The 20,829-nt window shown below is 67.3% G+C and carries 25 protein-coding genes, 1 pseudogene and 1 riboswitch; of the genes and pseudogenes, 18 read left to right on the top strand and 8 right to left on the bottom strand.

Translation table 11 applies throughout. The annotated features are described in order from the left end of the window. The first annotated feature begins 1 nt into the window (after nucleotide 1). Entirely contained in the window at nucleotides 2-415 is a 414-nt protein-coding gene (locus ACHMWU_RS23350; RefSeq protein ID WP_396047609.1) for a DUF3151 domain-containing protein, read from the top strand. On the opposite strand, the gene ACHMWU_RS23345 is transcribed toward ACHMWU_RS23350, so the two are convergent. The 3 genes from ACHMWU_RS23345 to ACHMWU_RS23335 are packed head-to-tail and all read right to left on the bottom strand — an operon-like array spanning nucleotide 416 to nucleotide 2,298. Continuing rightward, nucleotides 416-634 (bottom strand): hypothetical protein, encoded by a 219-nt coding sequence (locus tag ACHMWU_RS23345; protein ID WP_396047607.1) that lies wholly within the window; start codon nucleotides 632-634, stop codon nucleotides 416-418. Then, on the bottom strand, nucleotides 634-1,299 hold the full coding sequence (locus ACHMWU_RS23340) for a diacylglycerol/lipid kinase family protein (protein ID WP_396047605.1): 666 nt from the start codon (nucleotides 1,297-1,299) through the stop codon (nucleotides 634-636). The genes ACHMWU_RS23345 and ACHMWU_RS23340 overlap by 1 nt, the downstream gene beginning before the upstream one ends. 9 nt (nucleotides 1,300-1,308) lie before the next feature. Further along, nucleotides 1,309-2,298, bottom strand: a complete 990-nt coding sequence (locus ACHMWU_RS23335; protein ID WP_396047603.1) for an EamA family transporter — start codon at nucleotides 2,296-2,298, stop codon at nucleotides 1,309-1,311. A gap of 175 nt (nucleotides 2,299-2,473) precedes the next feature. Here ACHMWU_RS23335 and ACHMWU_RS23330 point away from each other — a divergent pair, with 175 nt between their 5' ends. Both ACHMWU_RS23330 and ACHMWU_RS23325 read left to right on the top strand, forming a co-directional pair. Then, nucleotides 2,474-2,872, top strand: coding sequence for a CGNR zinc finger domain-containing protein (locus tag ACHMWU_RS23330; RefSeq protein WP_396047601.1), 399 nt, complete (start codon nucleotides 2,474-2,476; stop codon nucleotides 2,870-2,872). A 92-nt stretch (nucleotides 2,873-2,964) separates the two neighbouring features. Then, the gene (locus ACHMWU_RS23325) at nucleotides 2,965-4,248 is read left to right on the top strand and encodes an adenylosuccinate synthase (protein ID WP_396047598.1); all 1,284 of its coding nucleotides are present in this window, start codon (nucleotides 2,965-2,967) and stop codon (nucleotides 4,246-4,248) included. A gap of 74 nt (nucleotides 4,249-4,322) precedes the next feature. Here ACHMWU_RS23325 and ACHMWU_RS23320 read toward each other — a convergent pair whose 3' ends face one another. After that, nucleotides 4,323-4,715 (bottom strand): nitroreductase family deazaflavin-dependent oxidoreductase, encoded by a 393-nt coding sequence (locus tag ACHMWU_RS23320; protein WP_396047596.1) that lies wholly within the window; start codon nucleotides 4,713-4,715, stop codon nucleotides 4,323-4,325. A 127-nt stretch (nucleotides 4,716-4,842) separates the two neighbouring features. Here ACHMWU_RS23320 and purD point away from each other — a divergent pair, with 127 nt between their 5' ends. From purD to purQ, 8 genes and pseudogenes are all read left to right on the top strand, one after another. Further along, nucleotides 4,843-6,114 (top strand): phosphoribosylamine--glycine ligase, encoded by a 1,272-nt coding sequence (purD, locus tag ACHMWU_RS23315; RefSeq protein WP_396047594.1) that lies wholly within the window; start codon nucleotides 4,843-4,845, stop codon nucleotides 6,112-6,114. Continuing rightward, a pseudogene (gene purB / locus ACHMWU_RS23310) lies at nucleotides 6,111-7,529 on the top strand (adenylosuccinate lyase). Before purD ends, purB begins: the two are co-directional and overlap by 4 nt. A gap of 48 nt (nucleotides 7,530-7,577) precedes the next feature. Next, nucleotides 7,578-7,796, top strand: coding sequence for a hypothetical protein (locus ACHMWU_RS23305; RefSeq protein WP_396049304.1), 219 nt, complete (start codon nucleotides 7,578-7,580; stop codon nucleotides 7,794-7,796). Beyond that, nucleotides 7,697-7,963 carry a DUF3592 domain-containing protein gene (locus tag ACHMWU_RS23300; protein ID WP_396049188.1) on the top strand — a complete coding sequence of 89 codons (267 nt, stop codon included), beginning with the start codon at nucleotides 7,697-7,699 and terminating at the stop codon, nucleotides 7,961-7,963. Before ACHMWU_RS23305 ends, ACHMWU_RS23300 begins: the two co-directional genes overlap by 100 nt. Before the next feature lie 13 nt (nucleotides 7,964-7,976). Continuing rightward, on the top strand, nucleotides 7,977-8,879 hold the full coding sequence (locus ACHMWU_RS23295) for a phosphoribosylaminoimidazolesuccinocarboxamide synthase (protein ID WP_396047592.1): 903 nt from the start codon (nucleotides 7,977-7,979) through the stop codon (nucleotides 8,877-8,879). A 56-nt stretch (nucleotides 8,880-8,935) separates the two neighbouring features. Next, a complete protein-coding gene (locus ACHMWU_RS23290) occupies nucleotides 8,936-10,717 on the top strand; it encodes a long-chain fatty acid--CoA ligase (protein ID WP_396047590.1) in 1,782 nt (593 codons plus the stop codon). Then, nucleotides 10,615-10,857, top strand: coding sequence for a phosphoribosylformylglycinamidine synthase subunit PurS (purS, locus tag ACHMWU_RS23285; RefSeq protein WP_396047588.1), 243 nt, complete (start codon nucleotides 10,615-10,617; stop codon nucleotides 10,855-10,857). Before ACHMWU_RS23290 ends, purS begins: the two co-directional genes overlap by 103 nt. Next, nucleotides 10,854-11,525 (top strand): phosphoribosylformylglycinamidine synthase subunit PurQ, encoded by a 672-nt coding sequence (gene purQ, locus ACHMWU_RS23280; RefSeq protein WP_396047586.1) that lies wholly within the window; start codon nucleotides 10,854-10,856, stop codon nucleotides 11,523-11,525. Before purS ends, purQ begins: the two co-directional genes overlap by 4 nt. A gap of 19 nt (nucleotides 11,526-11,544) precedes the next feature. On the opposite strand, the gene ACHMWU_RS23275 is transcribed toward purQ, so the two are convergent. The 3 genes from ACHMWU_RS23275 to ACHMWU_RS23265 all read right to left on the bottom strand — a co-directional run bounded on the left by ACHMWU_RS23275 (nucleotide 11,545) and on the right by ACHMWU_RS23265 (nucleotide 12,994). Further along, nucleotides 11,545-11,865: a hypothetical protein gene (locus tag ACHMWU_RS23275; protein WP_396049303.1), complete on the bottom strand. Its 321-nt coding sequence runs from the start codon at nucleotides 11,863-11,865 to the stop codon at nucleotides 11,545-11,547. Continuing rightward, entirely contained in the window at nucleotides 11,787-12,551 is a 765-nt protein-coding gene (locus tag ACHMWU_RS23270) for a transposase (protein WP_396049187.1), read from the bottom strand. The genes ACHMWU_RS23275 and ACHMWU_RS23270 overlap by 79 nt, the downstream gene beginning before the upstream one ends. A 110-nt stretch (nucleotides 12,552-12,661) precedes the next feature. Then, entirely contained in the window at nucleotides 12,662-12,994 is a 333-nt protein-coding gene (locus ACHMWU_RS23265) for a hypothetical protein (RefSeq protein WP_396043399.1), read from the bottom strand. 380 nt (nucleotides 12,995-13,374) lie between these two features. Between ACHMWU_RS23265 and ACHMWU_RS23260 the strand changes: the two genes are divergently transcribed. After that, complete coding sequence (locus ACHMWU_RS23260) at nucleotides 13,375-13,686, top strand: nuclear transport factor 2 family protein (RefSeq protein WP_396047584.1); 312 nt, start codon at nucleotides 13,375-13,377, stop codon at nucleotides 13,684-13,686. A 1-nt stretch (nucleotide 13,687) separates the two neighbouring features. Here the strand turns inward: ACHMWU_RS23260 and ACHMWU_RS23255 are convergent, their stop codons facing one another. Next, nucleotides 13,688-14,971, bottom strand: coding sequence for an MFS transporter (locus ACHMWU_RS23255; RefSeq protein ID WP_396047582.1), 1,284 nt, complete (start codon nucleotides 14,969-14,971; stop codon nucleotides 13,688-13,690). A 108-nt stretch (nucleotides 14,972-15,079) separates the two neighbouring features. Here ACHMWU_RS23255 and ACHMWU_RS23250 point away from each other — a divergent pair, with 108 nt between their 5' ends. From ACHMWU_RS23250 to ACHMWU_RS23225, 6 genes are all read left to right on the top strand, one after another. Continuing rightward, nucleotides 15,080-15,547: a winged helix-turn-helix transcriptional regulator gene (locus tag ACHMWU_RS23250; protein WP_396047580.1), complete on the top strand. Its 468-nt coding sequence runs from the start codon at nucleotides 15,080-15,082 to the stop codon at nucleotides 15,545-15,547. A gap of 11 nt (nucleotides 15,548-15,558) precedes the next feature. After that, complete coding sequence (locus ACHMWU_RS23245) at nucleotides 15,559-15,777, top strand: SCO4848 family membrane protein (RefSeq protein ID WP_396047578.1); 219 nt, start codon at nucleotides 15,559-15,561, stop codon at nucleotides 15,775-15,777. 14 nt (nucleotides 15,778-15,791) lie between these two features. Continuing rightward, a complete protein-coding gene (locus ACHMWU_RS23240; RefSeq protein ID WP_396047576.1) occupies nucleotides 15,792-16,070 on the top strand; it encodes a GNAT family N-acetyltransferase in 279 nt (92 codons plus the stop codon). 163 nt (nucleotides 16,071-16,233) lie between these two features. Next, nucleotides 16,234-17,631: a DEAD/DEAH box helicase gene (locus ACHMWU_RS23235; protein WP_396047574.1), complete on the top strand. Its 1,398-nt coding sequence runs from the start codon at nucleotides 16,234-16,236 to the stop codon at nucleotides 17,629-17,631. 172 nt (nucleotides 17,632-17,803) lie between these two features. Then, a riboswitch (cobalamin riboswitch) is annotated at nucleotides 17,804-18,027 on the top strand. Between the two features lie 120 nt (nucleotides 18,028-18,147). Beyond that, entirely contained in the window at nucleotides 18,148-19,395 is a 1,248-nt protein-coding gene (locus ACHMWU_RS23230; RefSeq protein WP_396047572.1) for a ribonucleotide reductase N-terminal alpha domain-containing protein, read from the top strand. Beyond that, nucleotides 19,392-20,708, top strand: coding sequence for a hypothetical protein (locus ACHMWU_RS23225; protein WP_396047570.1), 1,317 nt, complete (start codon nucleotides 19,392-19,394; stop codon nucleotides 20,706-20,708). The genes ACHMWU_RS23230 and ACHMWU_RS23225 overlap by 4 nt, the downstream gene beginning before the upstream one ends. Nucleotides 20,709-20,829 lie beyond the last annotated feature (121 nt).

Here is a 20,829-nt window from a genome sequence, read left to right as displayed (position 1 = left end):
TATGACCAACCTGTTCGGTGAACCCCCCGCGACGTACCTGCCCGAAGATCCCGGAGCGGCCGAGCTCGCCGCAGGAGACAGCCCGCAGACCGTGGCGACGTTGCACCCCGACTCGGCGCTTGCGTGGGTGACTCTCGCGGAGCAGGCTCTCGTCGAGGGCAAGGACCTCGAGGGCTACGCCTTCGTCCGCACCGGCTACCACCGTTCGCTCGACCTGCTGCGCCGCAACGGCTGGAAGGGCCACGGTCCGCTGCCGTGGGAGCACGAGCCCAACCGTCCGTTCCTGCGTTCGCTCGCAGCGCTCGCAGACGCGTCAGAACGACTCGGTGACGAGGGTGAGGCGCACCGCTGCCGCGAGTTCCTGCACGAGTCGAGCCCCGAGGCCTACGCCGCGCTCGTCACCCAGCGAAGCTGATCAGCGCCACATCGTCAGCGCGCCCGGCAGGATCCGCCAGGCGTGCTGCGGCTGCGGCTCCTCGAGCTCGCCGTCGCTCGTCGACGCCATCGGGTCGCCGACGACCGTGACCTCGGTGCCGCGGCGGTAGACGACGTCGGCGTGGCTCTTCTGCTCGCCCTTGCGCAGCTTCCAGGCGTAGGCGATGCGCCGGTGTCGGGGACCTGCATACGTGACCATCAGATCGAGCTGCCCGTCGGAGGGATCGGCGTCCGGCAGCAGCCGCCGCCCCCACCGACGTAGCGGCCGTTGCCGACGGCGATCTGCAGGACCCTGCCGTGCGGGAGGTCGTCGGACCCGTCGAGGGTCACGACGGCCCGGGCCCCGGGCGACCCGAGGGCCTTGCCGCTCGCGATGACGGCTCCGGCGACGTACCCGAGCGGGCCGAGGGTCTTCTTGAACGGTCGCGCTGCGACCGCAGCCTCGGCGCCGGCACCGATGTGGGCGACGTTGACGACGACGTTGTCGTTGCCGTCGACGATCAGGTCGACGGGGGATGGATGGTCGGCTCCGACGAGCTTCGCGGCCTCGGTCGGATCGCTCGGCAGCCCGAGTGCGGCGGCGAAGTCGTTGCCGGTGCCGAGCGGGATGAGCCCGATCGGCAGGCCCAGGCGGTCAGCCGACCGCAGAGCATCGACCACGGCGTGCAGGCTGCCGTCACCGCCCAGGACGATGACGCCGTCCACGTCCGGATGTTCCCGCAGCGCGTCGTCGAGATCTTCCGGCGACGACGTCCTGGCCAGGGCGACGTCGAACTGGTCACGCAGAACTCCGAGCGCGGCGTCGATGGCCTGGTCGTCAGCGGTTCCGGCGGCGGCATTGGCGATCGCAAGCAGTCGGGTCACCCACGGAGCCTACGTCGCGGTCGGAATCGGTGCCTCCTGGGCGATCCGAGGTTCACCGAGCCGCACCGCGATGACGCCGGTCAGGACGAGCGCGCCACCGACGAGCTGGACGCCGCGGGGGGCCTCGCCGAGCAGGAGCCAGGCCATGATGACGCCGAGGACCGCTTCGGACAGTCCGACGAACGCCGCGAGCCGTGAGCCGAGTCGGCGGACCGCAGCGATGCCGAGGACGTAGGCCAGCGCGGCGGTGACGATGCCGAGCCCGCCGATCGCAAGCCACCACGGCAGGTCGGTGTCGGCGAGGACGACGTCATTGCTCGCGACCGCGAACGGGACGATCCCGACGAGCCCGGCGAGGAGCAGGACGATGCCACCGGAGAGGAGGCCGCCGGCGGCGAGCACGAGTCCGGGCAGCCCGGAGCTGTCGTCGGCGGAGATGATCCAGTACGACGCGGCGCCGAGCATCGCGCCGATGGCCCAGACGACTCCGAGGCCGTCGAGGTCGGCGCCCGAGACGAGGTCGAGCACCAGCACCATGCCAGCGACGGCCGTCGCGGCGCCCGCCACGGTCAGCCTGCTCGGACGTTGCTGGTGCCGCAGCCACATCCAGGTCAGCACGACCACGGGCGACATGAACTCGATCAGCAGGGCGACGCCGACCTGCATGCGGTCGACGGCATTGAAGTAGGCCAGCTGGCAGCCGGCGACGGCGAGGAGGCCGTAGGCGAGGATGAGGCCGGCGTTGCGGCGCAGCAGCGACCACCGTCCGCGCAACGTCAAGATGGCGGGGACGAGCAGCACGGCTGCGGCGATCAGGACGCGGACCGTCACGGCCGCCCCGGCAGTCCATCCCGCGTCGATGAGCCCCTTGGCCAGCGGACCGGACAGGCTGAACGCCAGGGCCGAGCCCAGTGCCAGGCCGATGCCCGAGGTGGTGCGGGACAGCGGCGCTCTCGCGCTGGCGCGAGCCACCACGCTGTCATGAGTCAAAGGGGCCATGACATGTGACATTAAGGTCTGCGTGTGTAAGGTGTCAACATGGTCTTTGGTCATGACACCGAGGAAGCGATGCTCTCCGCCGTGGCGCTGGTCAACTCGGCGCAGGAACCCGACACCCTCAGCGAGGTAGCTTGATCTCAGGGCGTTCCTCGACGCATTCGACTACACCGGCCTGATGACACGAGACGAGACCGAGCTCGCTCAGGTGCGAGCGATCCGGCCGCAGCTCCGCGAGCTCCTCACCGCCGACCGCGACGAGGCTGTCGAGATCGTCAACGGCATCCTGCGCGATGCGCAAGCGCTGCCGCGCCTCGTCCGCCATGAAAGCACCGACTGGCACCTGCACGCCGTCGAGGACGATCGTCCGCTCGCGGTTCGGATCGCCGTCGAGACGGCCATGGCGATGATCGACGTCATCCGTGCAGACGAGCTGTCACGGCTCGACGTCTGCGCCGATCCGGACTGCGACGGACTCGTGCTGGACCTCTCCCGGAACCGGTCCAAGAGATTCTGCAGCTCGACGTGCGGCAATCGTGCTGCCGTTGCGGCGTATCGCGCCCGTCGGTCGGGATGAGCTGTCCGGGACAGCGTGAATTCCGATACAATGCGTTGGTAAGAGCCCCGAGAGACCGGGGCTTGTCGCATGTGTGAGGGTGGTGCATTCCCATGCCCGCAGTAGTCATCGTCGGAGCCCAGTGGGGCGACGAAGGCAAGGGCAAGGCCACAGACATCCTGGGTAGCCGGGTTGACTACGTGGTGAAGTTCAACGGCGGCAACAACGCCGGTCACACGGTGGTGATCGGTGATCAGAAGTACGCCCTGCACCTGCTGCCCAGCGGCATCCTGAGCCCCGGCTGCGTCCCGGTCATCGGCAACGGCGTCGTCGTCGACCTCAACGTCCTGTTCCAGGAGATCGACGGGCTCAACGAGCGCGGCATCGACACCTCCAAGCTCGTGATCAGCGCCAACGCCCACGTCATCGCCGACTACAACCGGACGATGGACAAGGTCGCCGAGCGCTTCCTGGGCAGCCGCAAGATCGGCACGACCGGTCGTGGCATCGGACCCACGTACGCCGACAAGATGAACCGCCTCGGCATCCGCATCCAAGACCTCTTCGACGAGAAGATCCTGCGCCAGAAGGTCGAAGGAGCACTCGACCTCAAGAACCAGATCCTGACCAAGATCTACAACCGTCGGGCGGTCGAGGTCGACGAGATCGTCGACGAGCTGCTGTCGTACGTCGACCGGCTCCGCCCCATGGTCGCTGACACCCCGTTGCTGCTGCACGATGCGCTCAAGGCCGACAAGACCGTCCTGCTCGAGGCCGGCCAGGCCACGCTGCTCGACGTCGACCACGGCACCTACCCGTTCGTGACGTCGTCCTCGGCGACGACCGGCGGTGCGTGCACCGGATCGGGCATCGCCCCGACCGAGATCACCCGCGTCATCGGCATCGTCAAGGCCTACGCGACCCGCGTCGGCGAGGGCCCGTTCCCGACCGAGCTGTTCGACGACGACGGCGAGCAGCTGCGCAAGAACGGAGCCGAGTTCGGCACCACGACCGGACGTCCGCGCCGGTGCGGCTGGTACGACGCCCCGATCGCCCGCTACGCCGCCCGGATCAACGGCGTCACCGACTTCGTGCTGACCAAGCTCGACGTGCTGACCGGCTGGGAGCAGATCCCGGTGTGTGTCGCGTACGACGTCGACGGCGAGCGCGTCGACGAGATGCCGATGACGCAGACCGGGTTCCACCACGCCAAGCCGATCTACGAGTACTTCCCCGGCTGGTCCGAGGACATCTCGGGCGCACGGACCTTCGAAGACCTGCCGAAGACGGCTCAGGAGTACGTCCTGGCGCTCGAGGCGATCTCGGGTGCTCGCATCTCGACGATCGGTGTCGGCCCCGACCGCGAGCAGTCGATCGAACGGTTCGACCTGCTCTGAGCTGCCCCCGGGACGTCATCACGTTCGTGCTGTCGCACGTGCCCACGCCATGACGTCCCGCCGGGCGGCGACGACTATTCGACTGGCGTGAGCAGGAAGACCGGGATCAGACGATCGGTCTTGGTCTGGTAGTCCGCGTACGCCGGCCAGGCCTCGACCGCCCGCGCCCACCAGGTCTCACGCTCTTCGCCGGAGAGCTCGCGCGGTGTGTAGTCCTTGCGGACCGGACCGTCCTGAAGCTCGACCAGCGGAGCATCGACGACGTTGTAGTACCACGTCGGATGTTCGGGGGCTCCGCCCTTGGACGCGACGACGAGGTATTCGCCGTCATGCTCGACCCGCATGAGGGGAGTCTTGCGGATCTTTCCGCTCTTGGCCCCCAACGTGGTGAGCACGATGATCGGCTTGCCCTGCATCTCGTTGCCCTCAGCGCCGTTGGTGCGCTCGGAAGGACTCGGCCTGCTCACGCGACCAGTCGACAGGGCTCGGTGCATATTCTCCTGAAAGTGGCATGGGTCCATCGTGCCTCTCCGATATCGCTTCGACAATGGGAGCGTCACGACCACTGCGTCGTTGGCGATAGGCTCGACTCCTGTGAAGACGCTTGTGATCGGTACCGGCGGGCGCGAGCACGCCCTGGCCCTTGCCCTGTCTCGTGACCCCCAGGTCACCGAGGTCCACGCTGCGCCCGGCAATCCCGGAATCGCAGCCTTCGCCGACCTGCACGACGTCGATCCGCTCGACGGTGACGCCGTCGCGGCATTGGCGACCTCGCTGGGCGTCGACCTCGTCGTGGTCGGACCCGAGGCACCGCTGGTCGCCGGTGTGGCTGACGCCGTGCGGGCCGTCGGCATCGCCTGCTTCGGCCCGTCCAAGGACGCCGCGCAGATCGAAGGTTCCAAGGCGTTCGCCAAGCAGGTCATGGCCGCCGCCGAGGTGCCGACCGCGCTGGCGCACGTGTGCGAGACGCCGGAGCAGGTTGCTGCCGCACTTGACGCCTTCGGCCCGCCGTACGTCGTCAAGGACGATGCCCTGGCCGCTGGCAAGGGGGTCGTCGTGACGAACGACCGTGCCGAGGCTGTCGATCACGCCGCCGCCTGCGACCGGGTCGTGATCGAGGAGTTCCTCGACGGACCCGAGGTCTCCCTGTTCGCGATCACCGACGGTGAGACCGTCCTGCCGCTGCAGCCGGCCCAAGACTTCAAGCGCGCCTACGACGGTGACGAAGGGCTCAACACCGGCGGCATGGGTGCCTACACCCCGCTCGACTGGGCACCTGACGACCTCGTTGCCGAGGTGTCCCGCCGGGTCCTCGTGCCGACCGTCCAGGAGATGGCCCGGCGCGGCACGCCGTTCCAGGGTCTGCTGTACGCCGGCCTCGCGCTGACCAGCCGCGGTGTTCGGGTCATCGAGTTCAACGCCCGCTTCGGCGATCCCGAGACCCAGTCGATCCTGGCCATGCTGAAGACGCCCTTGTCGGCGTTGCTGCACGGGGCCGCGACCGGCTCGCTCGCCGAGGTCGGCCTGCCGCAGTGGGAGAAGGCCTCGTCCGTCACGGTCGTCGTCGCAGCTGACGGCTACCCCGAGGCGCCGGTCAAGGGCGACGTCATCGAAGGGCTCGACGACGCCAACGCCCTCGACGGCGTCGACGTCATCCACGCCGGCACCGCCGTCGTCGACGGTCAGGTCGTCACCGCCGGCGGCCGGGTCCTGTCCGTCACCGCGATCGGCGCCGACCTCGCCGAGGCACGCCGCCGGGCCTACGAAGGCGTCGACAAGATCAGCATCCGCGGCTCCCACCACCGCACCGACATCGCCCTCGCGGCCGAGCAGGGCCTCGTGCACCACGACAGGAACGAACTGTGACCACCCCCAACGTCCTCGCCAATCGCTACGCCTCCCCGGAGGTCACCCGCATCTGGTCGCCCGAGCACAAGATCGTGCTCGAGCGCCGCCTCTGGATCGCTGTCCTGAAGGCGCAGAAGGACCTCGGCATCGAGACGCCTGACGGTGTCATCGAGTCGTACGAGTCGGTCGTCGACCAGGTCGACCTCGCCTCGATCGCCGCCCGCGAGAAGATCACCCGCCACGACGTCAAGGCCCGCATCGAGGAGTTCGCGGCCCTCGCCGGCACCGAGCACATCCACAAGGGCATGACCTCGCGCGACCTGACCGAGAACGTCGAGCAGCTGCAGATCAAGGCATCGCTCGAGCTGCTGCGCGACCGCAGTGTCGCCGTCCTCGCCCGCCTCGGCCGCCTGGCCACCGAGCACGCCGAGCTCGTCATGGCGGGCCGCAGCCACAACGTCGCGGCCCAGGCCACGACCCTCGGCAAGCGCTTCGCGACGGTCGCCGACGAGCTGCTCGTGGCGATCGACCGTCTCGACGACCTGATCGCCCGCTACCCGTTGCGCGGCATCAAGGGGCCGGTCGGCACGGCCCAGGACCAGCTCGACCTCCTCGGCGGCGACGAGGCCAAGCTCGCCGAGCTCGAGCAGCGCGTCGCGACCCACCTGGGCTTCACCAAGGTGCTGACGAGCGTCGGCCAGGTCTACCCGCGTTCGCTCGACTACGACGTGGTCACGGCGCTGGTCCAGCGTGTCGGCGCCGTCCAACCTTGCGACCACGATCCGCCTCATGGCTGGCAACGAGATCGTGACCGAAGGCTTCAAGCCGGGCCAGGTCGGCTCCAGCGCGATGCCGCACAAGATGAACACTCGGTCGTGCGAACGTGTCAACGGCCTCGCAGTCATCCTGCGCGGGTACTCCTCGATGGTCGGCGAGCTCGCCGGCGACCAGTGGAACGAGGGCGACGTGTCGTGCTCGGTCGTCCGCCGAGTGGCCCTGCCAGATGCGTTCTACGCGGCCGACGGCCTGTTCGAGACGTTCTTGACGGTCCTCGACGAGTTCGGCACCTTCCCCGCAGTCATCCAGCGCGACTCGACCGCTATCTGCCGTTCCTGGCCTCGACCAAGGTCTTGATGGCCGCAGTGCGCGCGGGCAAGGGCCGTGAGACGGCCTACGACGCGGTCAAGCAGCATGCCGTGGCGGTGGCCCTCGAGATGCGTGAGCGTGGAGCAGCCGAGAACGACCTCTTCGTGCGTTTCGCGGGCGACGAGCGCCTGGGCCTGTCCGAGGCAGACCTGGCCAGCCTCGTCGCCTCCCCGATCGAGTTCACGGGAGCTGCAGTCAGCCAGGTCAAGGCAGTGGTCGGGCGCATCGAAGAGCTCGTCGCGGCCAGTCCGCAGGCCGCTGCCTACGCGCCGGGCTCGATCCTCTAGCTCCACGACCGATGGGCGCTCACCCGCCCGTCGGCCTAGGGTCGAGGGATGTTGGTCTCGGTCATCCCGTTCGCCCTGATTGCCTTGGGCGGCTGGTTGACGTGGTGGGGCGTTCGGCGGCGCCGGGACGCTCGGCCCTGCCTCAGCACTGGAACCGCGTCACCGGAGTGGTGGTCGACGTCGGTGAAGTCGGGCGGCGAGAGCCTCGGATCGAGTACCGCGCGCCCGGTGGCCGCCGCCTGCGGATTCCTGGACCATCGTCGGTGACGTACACGATGGGCCAGCAGGTCGCGGTACTGATCGACCCGCTCGACCCGTCGCGGGCCCGCCTCGACGTGACCGAGCGCGAGGCCGAGCTGGTCGTCACGATCCTCCTGGTCACCGGCAGCATCGTGCTCGTGATCGGGCTGGTCACGGGCGTCGTCCTGATGTGACTAGGCTGAGCGCGTGCCACTCGACATTCCTGGAGCCACTCACCTTCACTCGGGCAAGGTCCGCGACCTCTACGAGGTGGACCCTTCGGCCGGCTCAGGGAGCGGCGGCCTGGCTGGTTCAGGCGACCGGCTGCTCATGGTCGCGTCCGACCGCATCTCGGCCTTCGACTTCATCCTCACGCCGGGCATCCCCGACAAGGGCGAGATCCTGACCCGGATGTCGTTGTGGTGGTTCGACCAGCTCGCCGACCTGATCCCCAACCATGTGGTCTCCACTACGGTCCCCGAGCGGGTCCGGGGCAGGGCGCTGATCGTCGAGAAGCTTGACATGTTCCCGGTCGAGTGCGTTGCTCGCGGCTACCTGACCGGATCGGGCCTCATCGACTACGAGGCGACCGGCGAGGTCTGCGGCGTCCCGCTGCCGGCCGGGCTGGTCGACGGCTCACGGTTGCCCGAACCGATCTTCACCCCGGCGACCAAGGCCGACCTCGGCGATCATGACGAAAACGTGTCGTTCGAGCAGATCACCGAGACGATCGGCCTGGAGACCGCGACGGCGCTCAAAGAGCTGACCCTCACGATCTACGCCCGCGCCGAACAGATCGCACGCGAGCGCGGCATCATCCTGGCCGACACCAAGTTCGAGTTCGGGGCGCGCGCAGACGGCACGATCGTGCTCGCCGACGAGGTGCTGACCCCTGACTCGTCGCGGTTCTGGCCGGCCGATTCCTGGCAGCCCGGGCGCTCGCAGGCCTCGTACGACAAGCAGTTCGTCCGCAACTGGCTCATCTCCCCCGAGAGCGGTTGGGACCGGCACGGCGACCAGCAGCCGCCGACGTTGCCCGCCGAGATCGTCGAGAAGACCCGTGCACGCTACGTGCAGGCGTACGAGCAGCTGACCGGCCAGACCTTCTGACACCTGCTGGTTACCGCCCAGTAGTGTGGGACTCCCGTCACATTCAAGGAGTCGTCGTGGCCAATCTTGCCGCCCTGCTGGAGAAGTCTGCTGCCGAGTACGCCGATCGCACGGCGATCGTGTTCGGAGACACTCGTCTGTCGTACGCCCAGGTCAACGGCGCCGCCAACCAGGTGGCGAACCTGTTGGTCTCGCGCGGCATCAAGCCCGGCGACAAGGTGGCGCTGTCGTCGCCCAACCTGCCGTACTTCACGATCATCTACTACGGGATCCTCAAGGCCGGCGCGACGGTCGTGCCGCTCAACGTGCTGCTGCGTCCGCGTGAGGTCGCCTATCACCTCGCCGATTCAGATGCGAAGGCCTACTTCGCCTTCGAGGGCACACCCGATCTGCCGATCGGCGAGAACGCCTGGGAGGGCTTCCAGGCCACCGACACCTGCGACGAGTTCTTCCTGATCCGCATGGACGCCAAGTGGCCGGCGCCGCTGTCGCCGCCGGAGTACTTCGCACCGCTCGTCGCCGAGCAGCCGCCGACGTTCGAGATGGTCGAGCGCGATGACGACGACACCGCCGTGATCCTCTACACGTCCGGCACGACCGGTCAGCCCAAGGGCGCCGAGCTGCGTCACCGCAACATGCGCGACAACGCCCTGGCCGGTGCCGAGCTGTTCGGTGCCGATGCGTCCAACCCCGACACCTACCTGTGCGTCCTGCCGCTGTTCCACTCGTTCGGTCAGACGGTGATCCAGAACGGTTCGATCGCCTTCGGCGGCACCGTCGTGATGCTGCCGCGGTTCGAGGCGAAGGCGGCCCTCGACCTGATGCTGGCCAACAAGGTGACGTTCTTCGCCGGCGTGCCCACGATGTACTGGGGGCTGCTGGCAGCTCTCGACACAGCACCTGACGGGGAGGCAGTCGACGTCGAGACTCTTGCGGCGAACCTGCGGGTCGCCGTCGCCGGTGGTGCAGCGCTGCCCGGTGAGATCCACAAGCAGATCAAGGAGCGGTTCGGCGTCACGATCCTCGAGGGCTACGGCCTGTCCGAGACGTCCCCTGTTGCGTCCTTCTCGGTGTTCGGGCAGGAGCCGCGGGTCGGCTCGATCGGCAAGCCGATCCCCGGCGTCGAGATGAAGCTCATCAACGACGACTGGTCAGACGTCGCCGACGACCCCGACGCGGTCGGCGAGATCGCGATCAAGGGCCACAACGTCATGAAGGGCTACTACGACCGACCTGCCGCGACGGCCGAGGCGATCCGCGACGGCTGGTTCCGCTCGGGCGATCTGGCCAAGAAGGACGCCGACGGCTTCTACTTCATCGTCGACCGCTCCAAGGACATGATCATCCGCGGTGGCTACAACGTGTACCCCCGAGAGCTCGAAGAGGTGCTGATGGAGCACCCGGCGGTGTCGTTGGTCGCAGTCATCGGCGTGCCGAACGACCAGCACGGCGAGGAGATCAAGGCAGTCGTGGTCAAGGCGCCCGACAGCGACGACGTCTCCGAGGCCGATCTGGTCGCGTGGGGCAAGGAGCAGTTCGCGGCGTACAAGTACCCGCGCGTCGTCGAGTTCCTCGACGAGCTGCCCATGACCTCGACCGGCAAGATCCTCGAAGCGCGAGCTCTCCTAGTACCCGGGCCGCGCTCCTCCGCGGCTCCGCCGCTGCCCGGCTCGCGTGCTCCGCACGCGCATGGTCGGGTAGCGGGGGGTGGCTGGGGGTCCAGTAGGATTCGGGTATGCCCCGCGTCATCGTTGATGTCATGCCCAAGCCCGAGATCCTCGACCCGCAGGGCAAGGCCGTTCACGGCGCGCTCCCGCGTCTTGGCTTCAACGCCGTGACCGATGTGCGGCAGGGCAAGCGCTTCGAGCTCGAGGTCGCCGAGGCCGACGAGTCGACCCTCGCAGAGATCCACCAGCTGGCCGAGACCTTGCTGTCGAACCCCGTGATCGAAGACTTCGTCGTCCGGGTCGACGCATGAAGATCGGGGTCGTCACCTTCCCCGGTTCGCTCGACGACACCGACGCGCAGCGCGCCGTCCGTCTGGCCGGTGGTGAGGCTGTCGCACTGTGGCACGGCGACCACGACCTCAAAGGCGTCGACGCGGTCATCCTGCCAGGCGGCTTCTCCTACGGCGACTACCTGCGCTGTGGCGCGATCGCCCGCTTCGCCCCGGTCATGACCGAAGTCATCGCAGCGGCCAACGGCGGCATGCCGGTGCTGGGCATCTGCAACGGCTTCCAGATCCTGTGCGAGTCGCACCTGCTGCCCGGTGCGCTGATCCGCAACGACCACCGCACGTTCATCTGCCGCGACCAGGTCCTGCAGGTCGAGAACGCTGAGACGTCCTGGACGTCGGACTACACGACCGGTCAGCAGATCACGATTCCGCTCAAGAACGGCGAGGGTGGTTTCGTCGCCGACGAAGCGACGCTCGACCGGCTCGAGGGTGAAGGCCAGATCGTCTTCCGCTACGTTGGCGTCAACCCGAACGGCTCGCTGCGCGACATCGCCGGCATCACGAACGAGCGTGGCAACGTCGTCGGTCTGATGCCGCATCCTGAGCACGCGGTCGAGGACCTCACCGGTCCGGGCACCGACGGTCTGGGCTTCTTCACCTCGGCGGTCAAGGCGCTGACCTCAGTCTGAGCCGCGGGCTGAATCCAGGTCAGGACGCTGAGGGAGCAGCCGGCAACCGGGTCGAGATGTCGTAGGTTCGGTTCTCCAACGAGATCAGCCGGGTCTCGACTCTGCCGATATCGGCCTTCAGCTCGGCCTTGGTGTCGGCGATCTCGCGCTTGAGCTCGGCCTTGGTGTCCGCGATCTCGGTCTTGAGCTCGGCCTTGGTGTCGGCAATCTCGGTCTTGAGCTCGGCTCTCAGACCGCCGATGTCGGCCTTGAGGTCACGCTTCATGGCCGTGAGGAAAGCGATGAGAGCCAGTCCGAACCCGGCAAGCCCCGCGAGGGTCGTCCATGTCTGTTGGTCCATCGATCTCTCTCACAGGTTGCCGAGCTCGGGTCTGAGTCCTCTGCAAATCTAGGCGGTGCTTCGAGGGGAAGGCAACGGGATCGAGCGGTCCTGATGCTCCTATAGATCGTCAAGCGGCGATCGGGGTTGGTTGGTCCTGGTCCTGCTGATGCGGGGCGGGCTGGGCGAGTGCTTCGCGGATGACGGGGAGGAGCTCCGCGGGCTATGTAGCGTTTGAGGCAGCGCATGATTTCGGGTTTGGTCAATCCCTGCGTGGTGCGTCGTTGGACGTAGGCGCGGGTGCGCTCGTCATAGCGCATGCGGACCATGGTCACGGTGTAGAGCGCGCAGTTGGCGGCCCGGTCTCCCCCGCGGTTGAGGCGGTGGCGGTCGGTGCGGCCTGAGGAGGCGGGCAGTGGTGAGACCCCACAGAGCGCGGCGAATGAGGCTTCGGACTTGAGCCGGTCGGGGTTGTCACCAGCGCTGACCAGGAGCTGGCCGGCGACTTCAGGGCCAACTCCGATCTGTTCGAGTAGTCGGGGCGCGGCCAGCGTGATCAGTGTCTTGAGGTCAGTGTCGGCATCGTCGATTTCGTCGGCCAGATATTGGCAACGTTTGGCCAGTCGACGCAGCGCCAACTTGAGGGCTTGGTGTGGGTCGTGTAGGTCTGTTGTCGGGCGTAACCGCGCACAGGTTTCTACCAGCATTTTGCTGCGCATCGAGGTCAGCTTTCCCCGCTCGAGCCCCGGGGCGGTGATGACCATCTGGTGCAGCGTGTTGACTGCGGCGGTATGTGCTTTGAGCGCGCCGCGTCGTGCTACCCGTAGTGCGCGGATCGCCTCGACGATGCCGTCGCGGGTCTTTGGTGTCCCGGTTGCGACACCGGACTGGACTGCGCGGGCTGCGGCGATCGCGTCGGCGGGGTCAGATTTGCCGTGTTTGCGGCGGGCACGACGATCGGGGCGGTCAACCTGACCAGGTTGATGCCGTGGGTCCGTAGAAACCGTGCCAGTGCGGCACCGTAGGAACCGGTGCCTTCGATACCGACCATGGCGATCTGGCCATGGTTGGCCAGCCAGGCCAGCAGGTGCGTGTAGCCGGCCCGGGTCGTGGGGAATGTCGCCGTGTCCCAGCAGCCTTCCTCGTTCATCTAGCGCTGCCGCGGTGTGGGTGTCGGCATGGGTATCGACCCCGCCGGTGATCTCGTGCTGGACCGATTGCGTCTCTAACATTGGAAGTGATCCGTTCTCTCGTACCGATAGGACGGCACACACCGCCGGTCGGGCGGACAGCACAGTGACGAGGCGCGGCCAAGCTCCTATCAGGTCACGCTCCGTCCGGCCGGTGCGTGCGCCCCCAGACGCCGACGGATCAGGTCAAAGACACGAAGCCAGTGGACAACAGGGTCAGACGCCCGAGGACTTCCGCACCATTCTGCCGAACTATGCGGCCCCACCATCATCACTGTGGACAACTGCCGGTCCCCCGCGGTCGCTGCGAACTGTCAGTGGGGACGGGCATTCTTGGCTCATGAGCATCGAGCTGGTCGACCGCTACTTCGCGCTGGCCCCGTCCCATGATCGCGAGGCCTATTTCGCGCTGTTCGCCGACGACGCGATCGCGCTCGACGACGGTCATACCTATGTCGGCATCGAGGCGATCAGGTCGTGGCGGGCCGAGGTGCCGCCGGTGACCTACACCCGCACCGACGTGTCGGAGGTCGACGGTCGGCTAGTGGCGACGGCCGACATCGCTGGTGACTTCCCTGGCAGTCCGGTCGCCTTGCGCTTCGCCTTCGAGTTCGACGACGGCGTCATCACCCGGCTCGTCATCTCACCGTGAATCAGGGCCGAAGCGCAGTGTCTGCCGTCAGCTTCGTGGCACGTCTCGCCGATGAGCCGACCGCCCACGACAAGATTGCCGCGATCGCGCACAGCCCTGCCCCGCCGAGCCACGCCAGCGAGTAGCTGCCGGTCTGGTCGCGGATGACTCCCGCGACGAGGGCGGCTGCCGCGGCGCCGATCTGGTGGGCGGCGAAGACCCAGCCGAAGACGATCGTGCCTTCCTCTCCGAAGATCTCGCGGCACAGCGCGACGGTCGGCGGAACTGTCGCGACCCAGTCGAGTCCGTAGATCACGATGAACGCGATCATGCTGGGGTGCACGGTTGCCGACAACAGGGTCGGCAGCAGCACCAGGCCTACTCCCCTGAACGCGTAGTAGCCGGCCAGCAAGATGCGTGGGTCGTACCGGTCGGTGAGCCAGCCTGAGGCGATCGTCCCGACGATGTCGAAGATCCCGACGACGGCCAGCAGCCCGGCGGCGGTCGTCTGGTCCATGCCGTGATCGTGGGCCGAGGGGATGAAGTGGATCCCGACCAGCCCGTTGGTGGTGGCACCGCAGATCGCGAACGCTGCCGCCAGCGCCCAGAAGGCCGGCACTCGACCCGCTCGGCGAAGGCCGCCGATCGCGCGGCTGGCTGCTCCGCCGCTCTCCCGAACAGGTGCGACCCAACCGTCGGGCGCGCCGTACGGTGCCAGGCCGCGGTCCTCGGGAAAGTTGCCGATGAACCTGATGACCAGGGGGACGACCGCAAGAGCCGAGCCCGCGATGACGAGCGATGCCGTCCGCCAGCCGACCGACTCGGCCAGTGCGGCGACGATCGGCAGGAAGATCAGCTGTCCGGTCGCGCTGCCAGCGGTGAGTATGCCGACGACCAGGCCGCGTCGTTCGACGAACCACCGGTTGGCGATCGTCGCGGCGAACACCATCGCCATGGAGCCCGTGCCGAGGCCGATCAGCACGCCCCAGGTGATGAGCAGCTGGAACGACTGCGCCATGAAGACCGTGAGCCCGCTGCCGAGGGCCACGAGCGCGAGAGCTGCGGTCGTGACGTTGCGGATGCCGAACTTGTCCATGAGGGCAGCGGCGAACGGGGCGGTCAATCCGTACAGCAGCAGGTTGATGCTGACTGCGAGCGACATGATGCTGGTCGACCAGCCGAACTCCTCGTGCAGCGGCACCATCAGCGCACCGGGTGCGGCCCGGAAGCCCGCGGCCCCGAGGAGGGCGACGAATGCCGTAACGGCTACCCACCAGGCGGGGTGAAGACGAGCTCGGGCCATCATCTGACTTTCTTGAGAAAAGCAATTCCGTGGAGCATACTGTTACTGACTTTCCCGAAGCAAGTGAGGTGTGTCATGCCGCTGAGGTCCGACTGGTCCGAAGCCTGCCCCATGCGGCGCGGGCTGGACGTGCTCGGCGACCCGTGGATCATGCTCGTGATGCGCGACGTCCTGCACGGTCGGAGCCGGTTCGAGCAGATCCGCGACAGCATCGGCATCTCCGACGCCGTCCTCAGCCGTCGACTGAAACTCCTCGTCGACGAAGGGATGCTGCGCAAGGTCGACTACCGGGCCGACCGCCGCACCCACAGCGAGTATGTCGCGACCGAGGCTGGCGCCGACCTGCTGCCGATCATGCATGCGGTGTCGATGTGGGCCGAGAAGCACACGCCGATGCCTGCAGGGGGAGCCCACATGGCCCTGATCCACGAGACCTGTGGCGCGGAGACGACATCGGCTGACACGTGCACCTCGTGCGGCGACTCGCTTCGACCGCAGGATGTCAGCTGGGACAAGCCGTGGAAGGCCACGCGTGAGCGGCTCGTGGGTGCCGTGCCGACAGGAAGCGCCGGTACGTGACAATGGCGTCCATGGATCTTCCGATTGCGTGGTCGCTGCTCCTGCTCGTCGCGGGTCTCTGGAACGTCGTGATCTGGCCGCAGTTCTGGCGCCGGATCGTTGCGGACGAGCGCTCGCGCACGGCCGCGGGTGGCACGACGACGTTCTACCGCGTGCACGCCGTCATCATCGGACTGTCTTTCGTGCTCGGCATCGCGGTGCTCGTGCTGGGAATCCTGACGTTGTTCTGAGCGTTGCCACCAGCATGAGCAACGAGATCGTGCACAACGCCGAGAAGCAGCGCTACGAGATCCACGTCGACGGGACGTTCGCCGGCTTCACGCAGGCCAAGCCCGATGGCGACGTCGTGGTGTTCCCGCACACCGTCGTCTTCGACGAGTTCGAGGGCCAGGGCCTGGCCTCCCAGCTCGTGACGGGTGCGCTCGACGACGTGCGTGCGCGTGGGCAGAAGATCGTCGCGGAATGCCCGTATGTCGCGCGATTCGTCGAAAAGCACCCCGAATACGCCGATTTGCTGGCCTGAGAGGCCCGTCACACGCAGGCGAATCGTCGTCTGCGGGTGGCGAGTGCTAGCATGTGAATACGTGAACGCGCACTTTCCGCGCTGTTCCGGCCCGACGAAGTAGCGTGATCCAACGCGAATTGGCTTTCGGGCACCATCCCGAAATGTCTGTGAGTACTGCTCTGTGAGCAACCCCGTAAATTCGTCTGCCCCTACCTTCGCCGCCCTCAAGCTTCCTGAAGCGCTCGTCTCGACGCTCGCGCGTCAGGACATCGTCAACCCCAGCCCCGTCCAGCTCGCCGTCATCCCTGACGCGCTGGCCGGCAAGAACGTTCTCGGCCGTGCCCGCACCGGCTCCGGCAAGACGCTGTCCTTCGGCATCCCCGTGCTGGTTCGTCTGGCGGGTCGCACCAGCCGACCCAAGGCTCCTCGCGGCCTGATCCTGCTGCCCACCCGCGAGCTAGCGACCCAGGTCCGCTCCGCGATGGAGCCGCTCGCCCAGAAGATGGGGCTGCGGCTGACCACGGTCTACGGCGGCGTGCCGATCAACAAGCAGATCAACACGTTGAAGAACGGCGTCGACATCGTCATCGCGACGCCCGGCCGTCTGACCGATCTGCTCGATCGTCGCTGCATGACTCTCGATGACATCGAGATCACGGTTCTCGACGAGGCCGACCACCTGTGCGATCTCGGCTTCTACAAGCCGATCGACGCGATCCTCGGCAAGACGTCCGAGCGCAGCCAGCGACTGCTGCTGTCGGCGACGCTCGACGGCGACGTCAACAAGCTCGTCAAGCGCCACCTGCCGCAGCACGTGCTCCACGAGCTCGACTCCGGCGAGAGCGCTGTCGACACGATGGAGCACCACGTCCTGGTCAGCGCTGCGACCGAGAAGTCGAAGGCTGCCTTCGACCTGCTGCGCGCCAACCCTCGCAGCATCGTGTTCACCCGGACGCGTCGCGGCGCGATGCGCCTGGCCAAGCAGCTGACGCAGAACGGCATCGAAGCCGTCGACATGCACGGCGACCTGTCGCAGCGGCACCGTGAGCGGAACCTCGAGGCCTTCAGCAGCGGTCGGGCCAGCGTCATCGTGGCGACCGACGTAGCCGCGCGCGGCATCCACGTCGACGGCATCGGTCTGGTCGTGCACTACGACGCTCCCGCCGAGCACAAGGCCTACCAGCACCGTTCGGGTCGCACGGCGCGTGCCGGTGAGTCCGGAGCGGTGGTCACGATGACGACGCCCGATGCGCTGCGCGACGTCATGCAGCTGCAGAACAAGGCCGGTGTCACGGCTCGTCATCACGACGCGCGTACTGCGCCCTCGCCCATGACGGTCGAGGCGCTGTCCGGCGCTGGCACCGAGGCGCCGCACGCCTCGGCTGTGCGCCAGGGCGCTCGCAGCAGCGGCGGGGGCGGCGCCAAGCGCGGCGGCTCCGGCGGATCGCGTCCCCAGGGTGGCTTCCGCGGCAATGGCGGCGGACGTCCTCAGGGCGGCGGCGGCAACCGCGGCGGTGGCGGCGGACGCCGACGCAGCGGCGGCTCGGGCGGTTCGACCCGCGTCTACTCGTCTTCCTGAGGCTTTGGCACTGAGTCACTAGTGCTCTGAATCAAGATCAGCGCCCAGCGGCGCCATCCCAGGTACGCCCGGGGGTGGCGCCGTGCTGTGTCTGCAGGGTTCCGCGCGCGTCAGGCTGCAGCGTGACACGCCCTACAAGATGTGGGGGTTACATCAATGTGATTCACCAGATACAGTGGTCGACGCAGCTGGTTCGCCTCCTCAGCCAGGGGAGTCGTGGCAACAGGGAACCCGGTGTAAATCCGGGACTGCCCCGCAGCGGTAAGTGGGAACGACCTCCGTCATCAGCACTGGGAACTGCCTGATCTTCAGGTGCCTGGGAAGCGACGGACAGTAGGCGGCACCTATGTGCCTGGCCCGTGAGTCCGAAGACCTGCCAGTGCCTTGACGCCCCGATGGTGTCAAGGGTCCGCGACCTCGTGGGAAGGTCAGGGGATCGGTCTCGCTGTTCCGTCATCCCTTCACCCCTCGCGCTCGTGGGCAGCATCTGACCCGAGTTCACGAGGGGTGAACTGCATGTCCATCACTGTCATCAAGCGCGACGGCACCCAGGCTCCGTACGACGGCTACGAGATCGCACGGTCGATCGAAGAGGCCAGCGTCGGTCTCGACGACCAGATCGCCCGCGTCACCCAGCTGCAGTCCGAGCTGGAGATCACGCTGTTCGACGGCATCACGAGCGAGCAGCTCGACGAGGCCGTCATCCAGGTCGCGCTGCAGAACGTCAAGGACGACCCGGCCTTCGACACGATCGCCTCACGGCTCCTGGTCAAGACGCTCTACAAGAAGATCTTCGGCGAAGGCGTCACCCGCGACGAGGTCTACAGCTTCCACGGACCGGCGTTCGTCGCCTCGATCCTGCGCGGAGTCGAGCTGAACCTGCTCGACGCGCGACTGGCAGAGCTGTTCGATCTCGAGGTGCTGGGCGCGGCGCTCGACCCCGATCGAGACGACCTGATCCGCTACATCGGCGCGCAGACGATGCGCACGCGCTACATGCTCTGCGAGCCAGACGGCACGCCTCTGGAGGTGCCGCAGTTCTTCTGGATGCGCGTCGCGATGGGGCTGGCGCTCAACGAGACCGATCCCACCGGAGCAGCGCGCCAGTTCTACGACAAGATGTCGCGCCTGGAGTACCTGGCGGCCGGATCCACGCTGGTCAATGCGGGCACCTCGTACAGTCAGCTCTCCAACTGCTTCGTGATGCAGATGGAGGACGACATCGAGCACATCGCCAAGAGCGTCCGCGACGTCATGTGGCTGACGAAGGGCACCGGCGGCATCGGTCTCTCGGTCAGCAAGCTGCGCTCCGAGGGCTCGCCGATCCGCTCCAACAACACGACGTCCACCGGCCCGATCCCGTTCATGCACACGATCGACTCGACCCTGCGAGCCATCAGCCGCGGTGGCAAGAAGTTCGGTGCGCTGTGCTTCTACATGGAGAACTGGCACCTGGACTTCGCCCAGTTCCTCGACCTGCGGGCCAACTCCGGTGATCCGTACCGCCGCACCCGCACGGCCAACACCGCAGTGTGGATCTCCGACGAGTTCATGAAGCGCGTGCAGGACGACCAGGACTGGTACCTGTTCGATCCGCTGGAGGTCGGCGACCTGGTCGAGCTGTACGGCGCGGCCTTCTCCCAGCGCTACGCCGAGTACGCCGCGATGGCCGATGCCGGTCAGCTGCGTCACAAGAAGATGCGTGCACGGGAGCAGTTCCGTGCCATCTTGACTGCGCTGCAGGCGGCTCGCACCCGTGGTTGACCTGGAAGGACACGATCAACACCCGGGCGTTGAACCACAACACCGGCACGATCCACCTGTCCAACCTGTGCACCGAGATCACGTTGCCGCAGGACCGCGAGAACGTGGCCGTGTGCAACCTGGCGTCGATCAACCTGTCGCGGCACGTCACAGGGCGGCGCCAGCAGGCCCGGGTCGACTGGGAGCGCCTGGCCGAGTCGACGCGCCTGGCAGTGCGGCAGCTCGACAACCTGATCGACATCACGATCTCGTCGGTGCCGGAGTCCGAGCGATCCAATGAGCTCAACCGGGCTCTCGGCCTCGGCGTCATGGGCTTCACCGACATCGTCGAGCGTTTCGGCTACTGGTACCAGTCGAAGGAGTCGTACGAGCTGATCGACGAGATCATGGAGTTCGTCAGCTGGCATGCGATCGACGCCTCCGCCGATCTGGCCCGCGAGCGCGGCGCGTACCCCAACTTCGAGGGCTCGCGCTGGAGCCAAGGTCTCGTGCCGATCGACTCGCTCGACCTGCTGGAGGATGACCGTGGCGTCCCAGTCGAGGTCGATCGGACCGCCCGCCTGGACTGGAAGTCGCTGCGAGGCAAGGTCTCGGCCGGCATCCGCAACTCGACGCTGATGGCCATCGCACCGACAGCATCGATCGGTCTCGTCGCCGGCACCACACCGGGTCTGGACCCGCAGTTCAGCCAGATCTTCAGCCGTGCGACGAGCTCGGCAAGTTCCTCGAGGTCAATCGCAACTTGGTCGAGGACCTGCGGCGTCTGGGTCTGTGGGAGCAGGTGCGCGAAGACCTGCTGCGCCATCAGGGTGACCTGTCGAAGGTCGACGGCATCCCCGACGAGGCTGCAGCAGATCTACCGCACGAGCTTCCAGCTCTCGCCCTATGCCTTCCTGCAGGTCGCAGCGAGGGCGCAGAAGTGGATCGACCAGGCCATCAGCCGCAACATCTACCTGCAAAGCCGTGATGTCGGCGAGATGGTCGAGCTGTACGCCGCCGCGTGGCGGATGGGCGTCAAGACGACCTACTACCTGCACATGATGCCGCGGCACACCGCAGAGCAGAGCACCGTCAAGGTCAACAAGGCCGAGCAGGTGGCACCGGCCGGCGGTGCCCCGCGTCGGGGATTCGGCGCGGCGGCTCCGAAGGCCGCGGCCCCCGCCCGGGGGTTCGGTGCGGTCGCCGCTGCGGTGGCCGAGGCCGAGCCGGTGGTTCCGGCCGACGTGGACGAGCTGGAGCAGGTCGACGTCGTCGACGGTGCGGCGTGCCCGATCGACCCGCAAGAGCGCCTGCAGTGCGACTCCTGCCAGTGACCCACCCCTAGCCCCGCTGAGGAGGTGGTTGTGGCCCCTTGAGGAGCGGCTTGCCGCCCCGCGTCCGGGCAGTAACCCCCTCGTCAGGGGGCCATAACCCCCCTCGTCACCGAACTTTGGA

Source organism: Aeromicrobium sp. UC242_57 (genome assembly GCF_044452305.1).
Lineage (GTDB): Bacteria > Actinomycetota > Actinomycetes > Propionibacteriales > Nocardioidaceae > Aeromicrobium.
Note: the sequence above shows the minus strand (reverse complement) of the source record. Positions and strands in the feature narration are given on the sequence as shown.

Excerpts from the sequence above, each read along its gene's own strand:
- ACHMWU_RS23350 (WP_396047609.1), top strand. The coding sequence starts at position 2 with ATGACCAACCTGTTCGGTGAACCCCCCGCGACGTACCTGCCCGAAGAT.
- ACHMWU_RS23345 (WP_396047607.1), bottom strand. The coding sequence starts at position 634 with ATGGTCACGTATGCAGGTCCCCGACACCGGCGCATCGCCTACGCCTGG.
- ACHMWU_RS23335 (WP_396047603.1), bottom strand. The coding sequence starts at position 2,298 with ATGGCCCCTTTGACTCATGACAGCGTGGTGGCTCGCGCCAGCGCGAGA.
- ACHMWU_RS23330 (WP_396047601.1), top strand. The coding sequence starts at position 2,474 with ATGACACGAGACGAGACCGAGCTCGCTCAGGTGCGAGCGATCCGGCCG.
- ACHMWU_RS23325 (WP_396047598.1), top strand. The coding sequence starts at position 2,965 with ATGCCCGCAGTAGTCATCGTCGGAGCCCAGTGGGGCGACGAAGGCAAG.
- ACHMWU_RS23305 (WP_396049304.1), top strand. The coding sequence starts at position 7,578 with ATGTTGGTCTCGGTCATCCCGTTCGCCCTGATTGCCTTGGGCGGCTGG.
- purS (WP_396047588.1), top strand. The coding sequence starts at position 10,615 with ATGCCCCGCGTCATCGTTGATGTCATGCCCAAGCCCGAGATCCTCGAC.
- purQ (WP_396047586.1), top strand. The coding sequence starts at position 10,854 with ATGAAGATCGGGGTCGTCACCTTCCCCGGTTCGCTCGACGACACCGAC.
- ACHMWU_RS23275 (WP_396049303.1), bottom strand. The coding sequence starts at position 11,865 with ATGGACCAACAGACATGGACGACCCTCGCGGGGCTTGCCGGGTTCGGA.
- ACHMWU_RS23270 (WP_396049187.1), bottom strand. The coding sequence starts at position 12,551 with ATGCTGGTAGAAACCTGTGCGCGGTTACGCCCGACAACAGACCTACAC.
- ACHMWU_RS23265 (WP_396043399.1), bottom strand. The coding sequence starts at position 12,994 with ATGAACGAGGAAGGCTGCTGGGACACGGCGACATTCCCCACGACCCGG.
- ACHMWU_RS23260 (WP_396047584.1), top strand. The coding sequence starts at position 13,375 with ATGAGCATCGAGCTGGTCGACCGCTACTTCGCGCTGGCCCCGTCCCAT.
- ACHMWU_RS23255 (WP_396047582.1), bottom strand. The coding sequence starts at position 14,971 with ATGATGGCCCGAGCTCGTCTTCACCCCGCCTGGTGGGTAGCCGTTACG.
- ACHMWU_RS23250 (WP_396047580.1), top strand. The coding sequence starts at position 15,080 with ATGCGGCGCGGGCTGGACGTGCTCGGCGACCCGTGGATCATGCTCGTG.
- ACHMWU_RS23245 (WP_396047578.1), top strand. The coding sequence starts at position 15,559 with ATGGATCTTCCGATTGCGTGGTCGCTGCTCCTGCTCGTCGCGGGTCTC.
- ACHMWU_RS23240 (WP_396047576.1), top strand. The coding sequence starts at position 15,792 with ATGAGCAACGAGATCGTGCACAACGCCGAGAAGCAGCGCTACGAGATC.
- ACHMWU_RS23230 (WP_396047572.1), top strand. The coding sequence starts at position 18,148 with ATGTCCATCACTGTCATCAAGCGCGACGGCACCCAGGCTCCGTACGAC.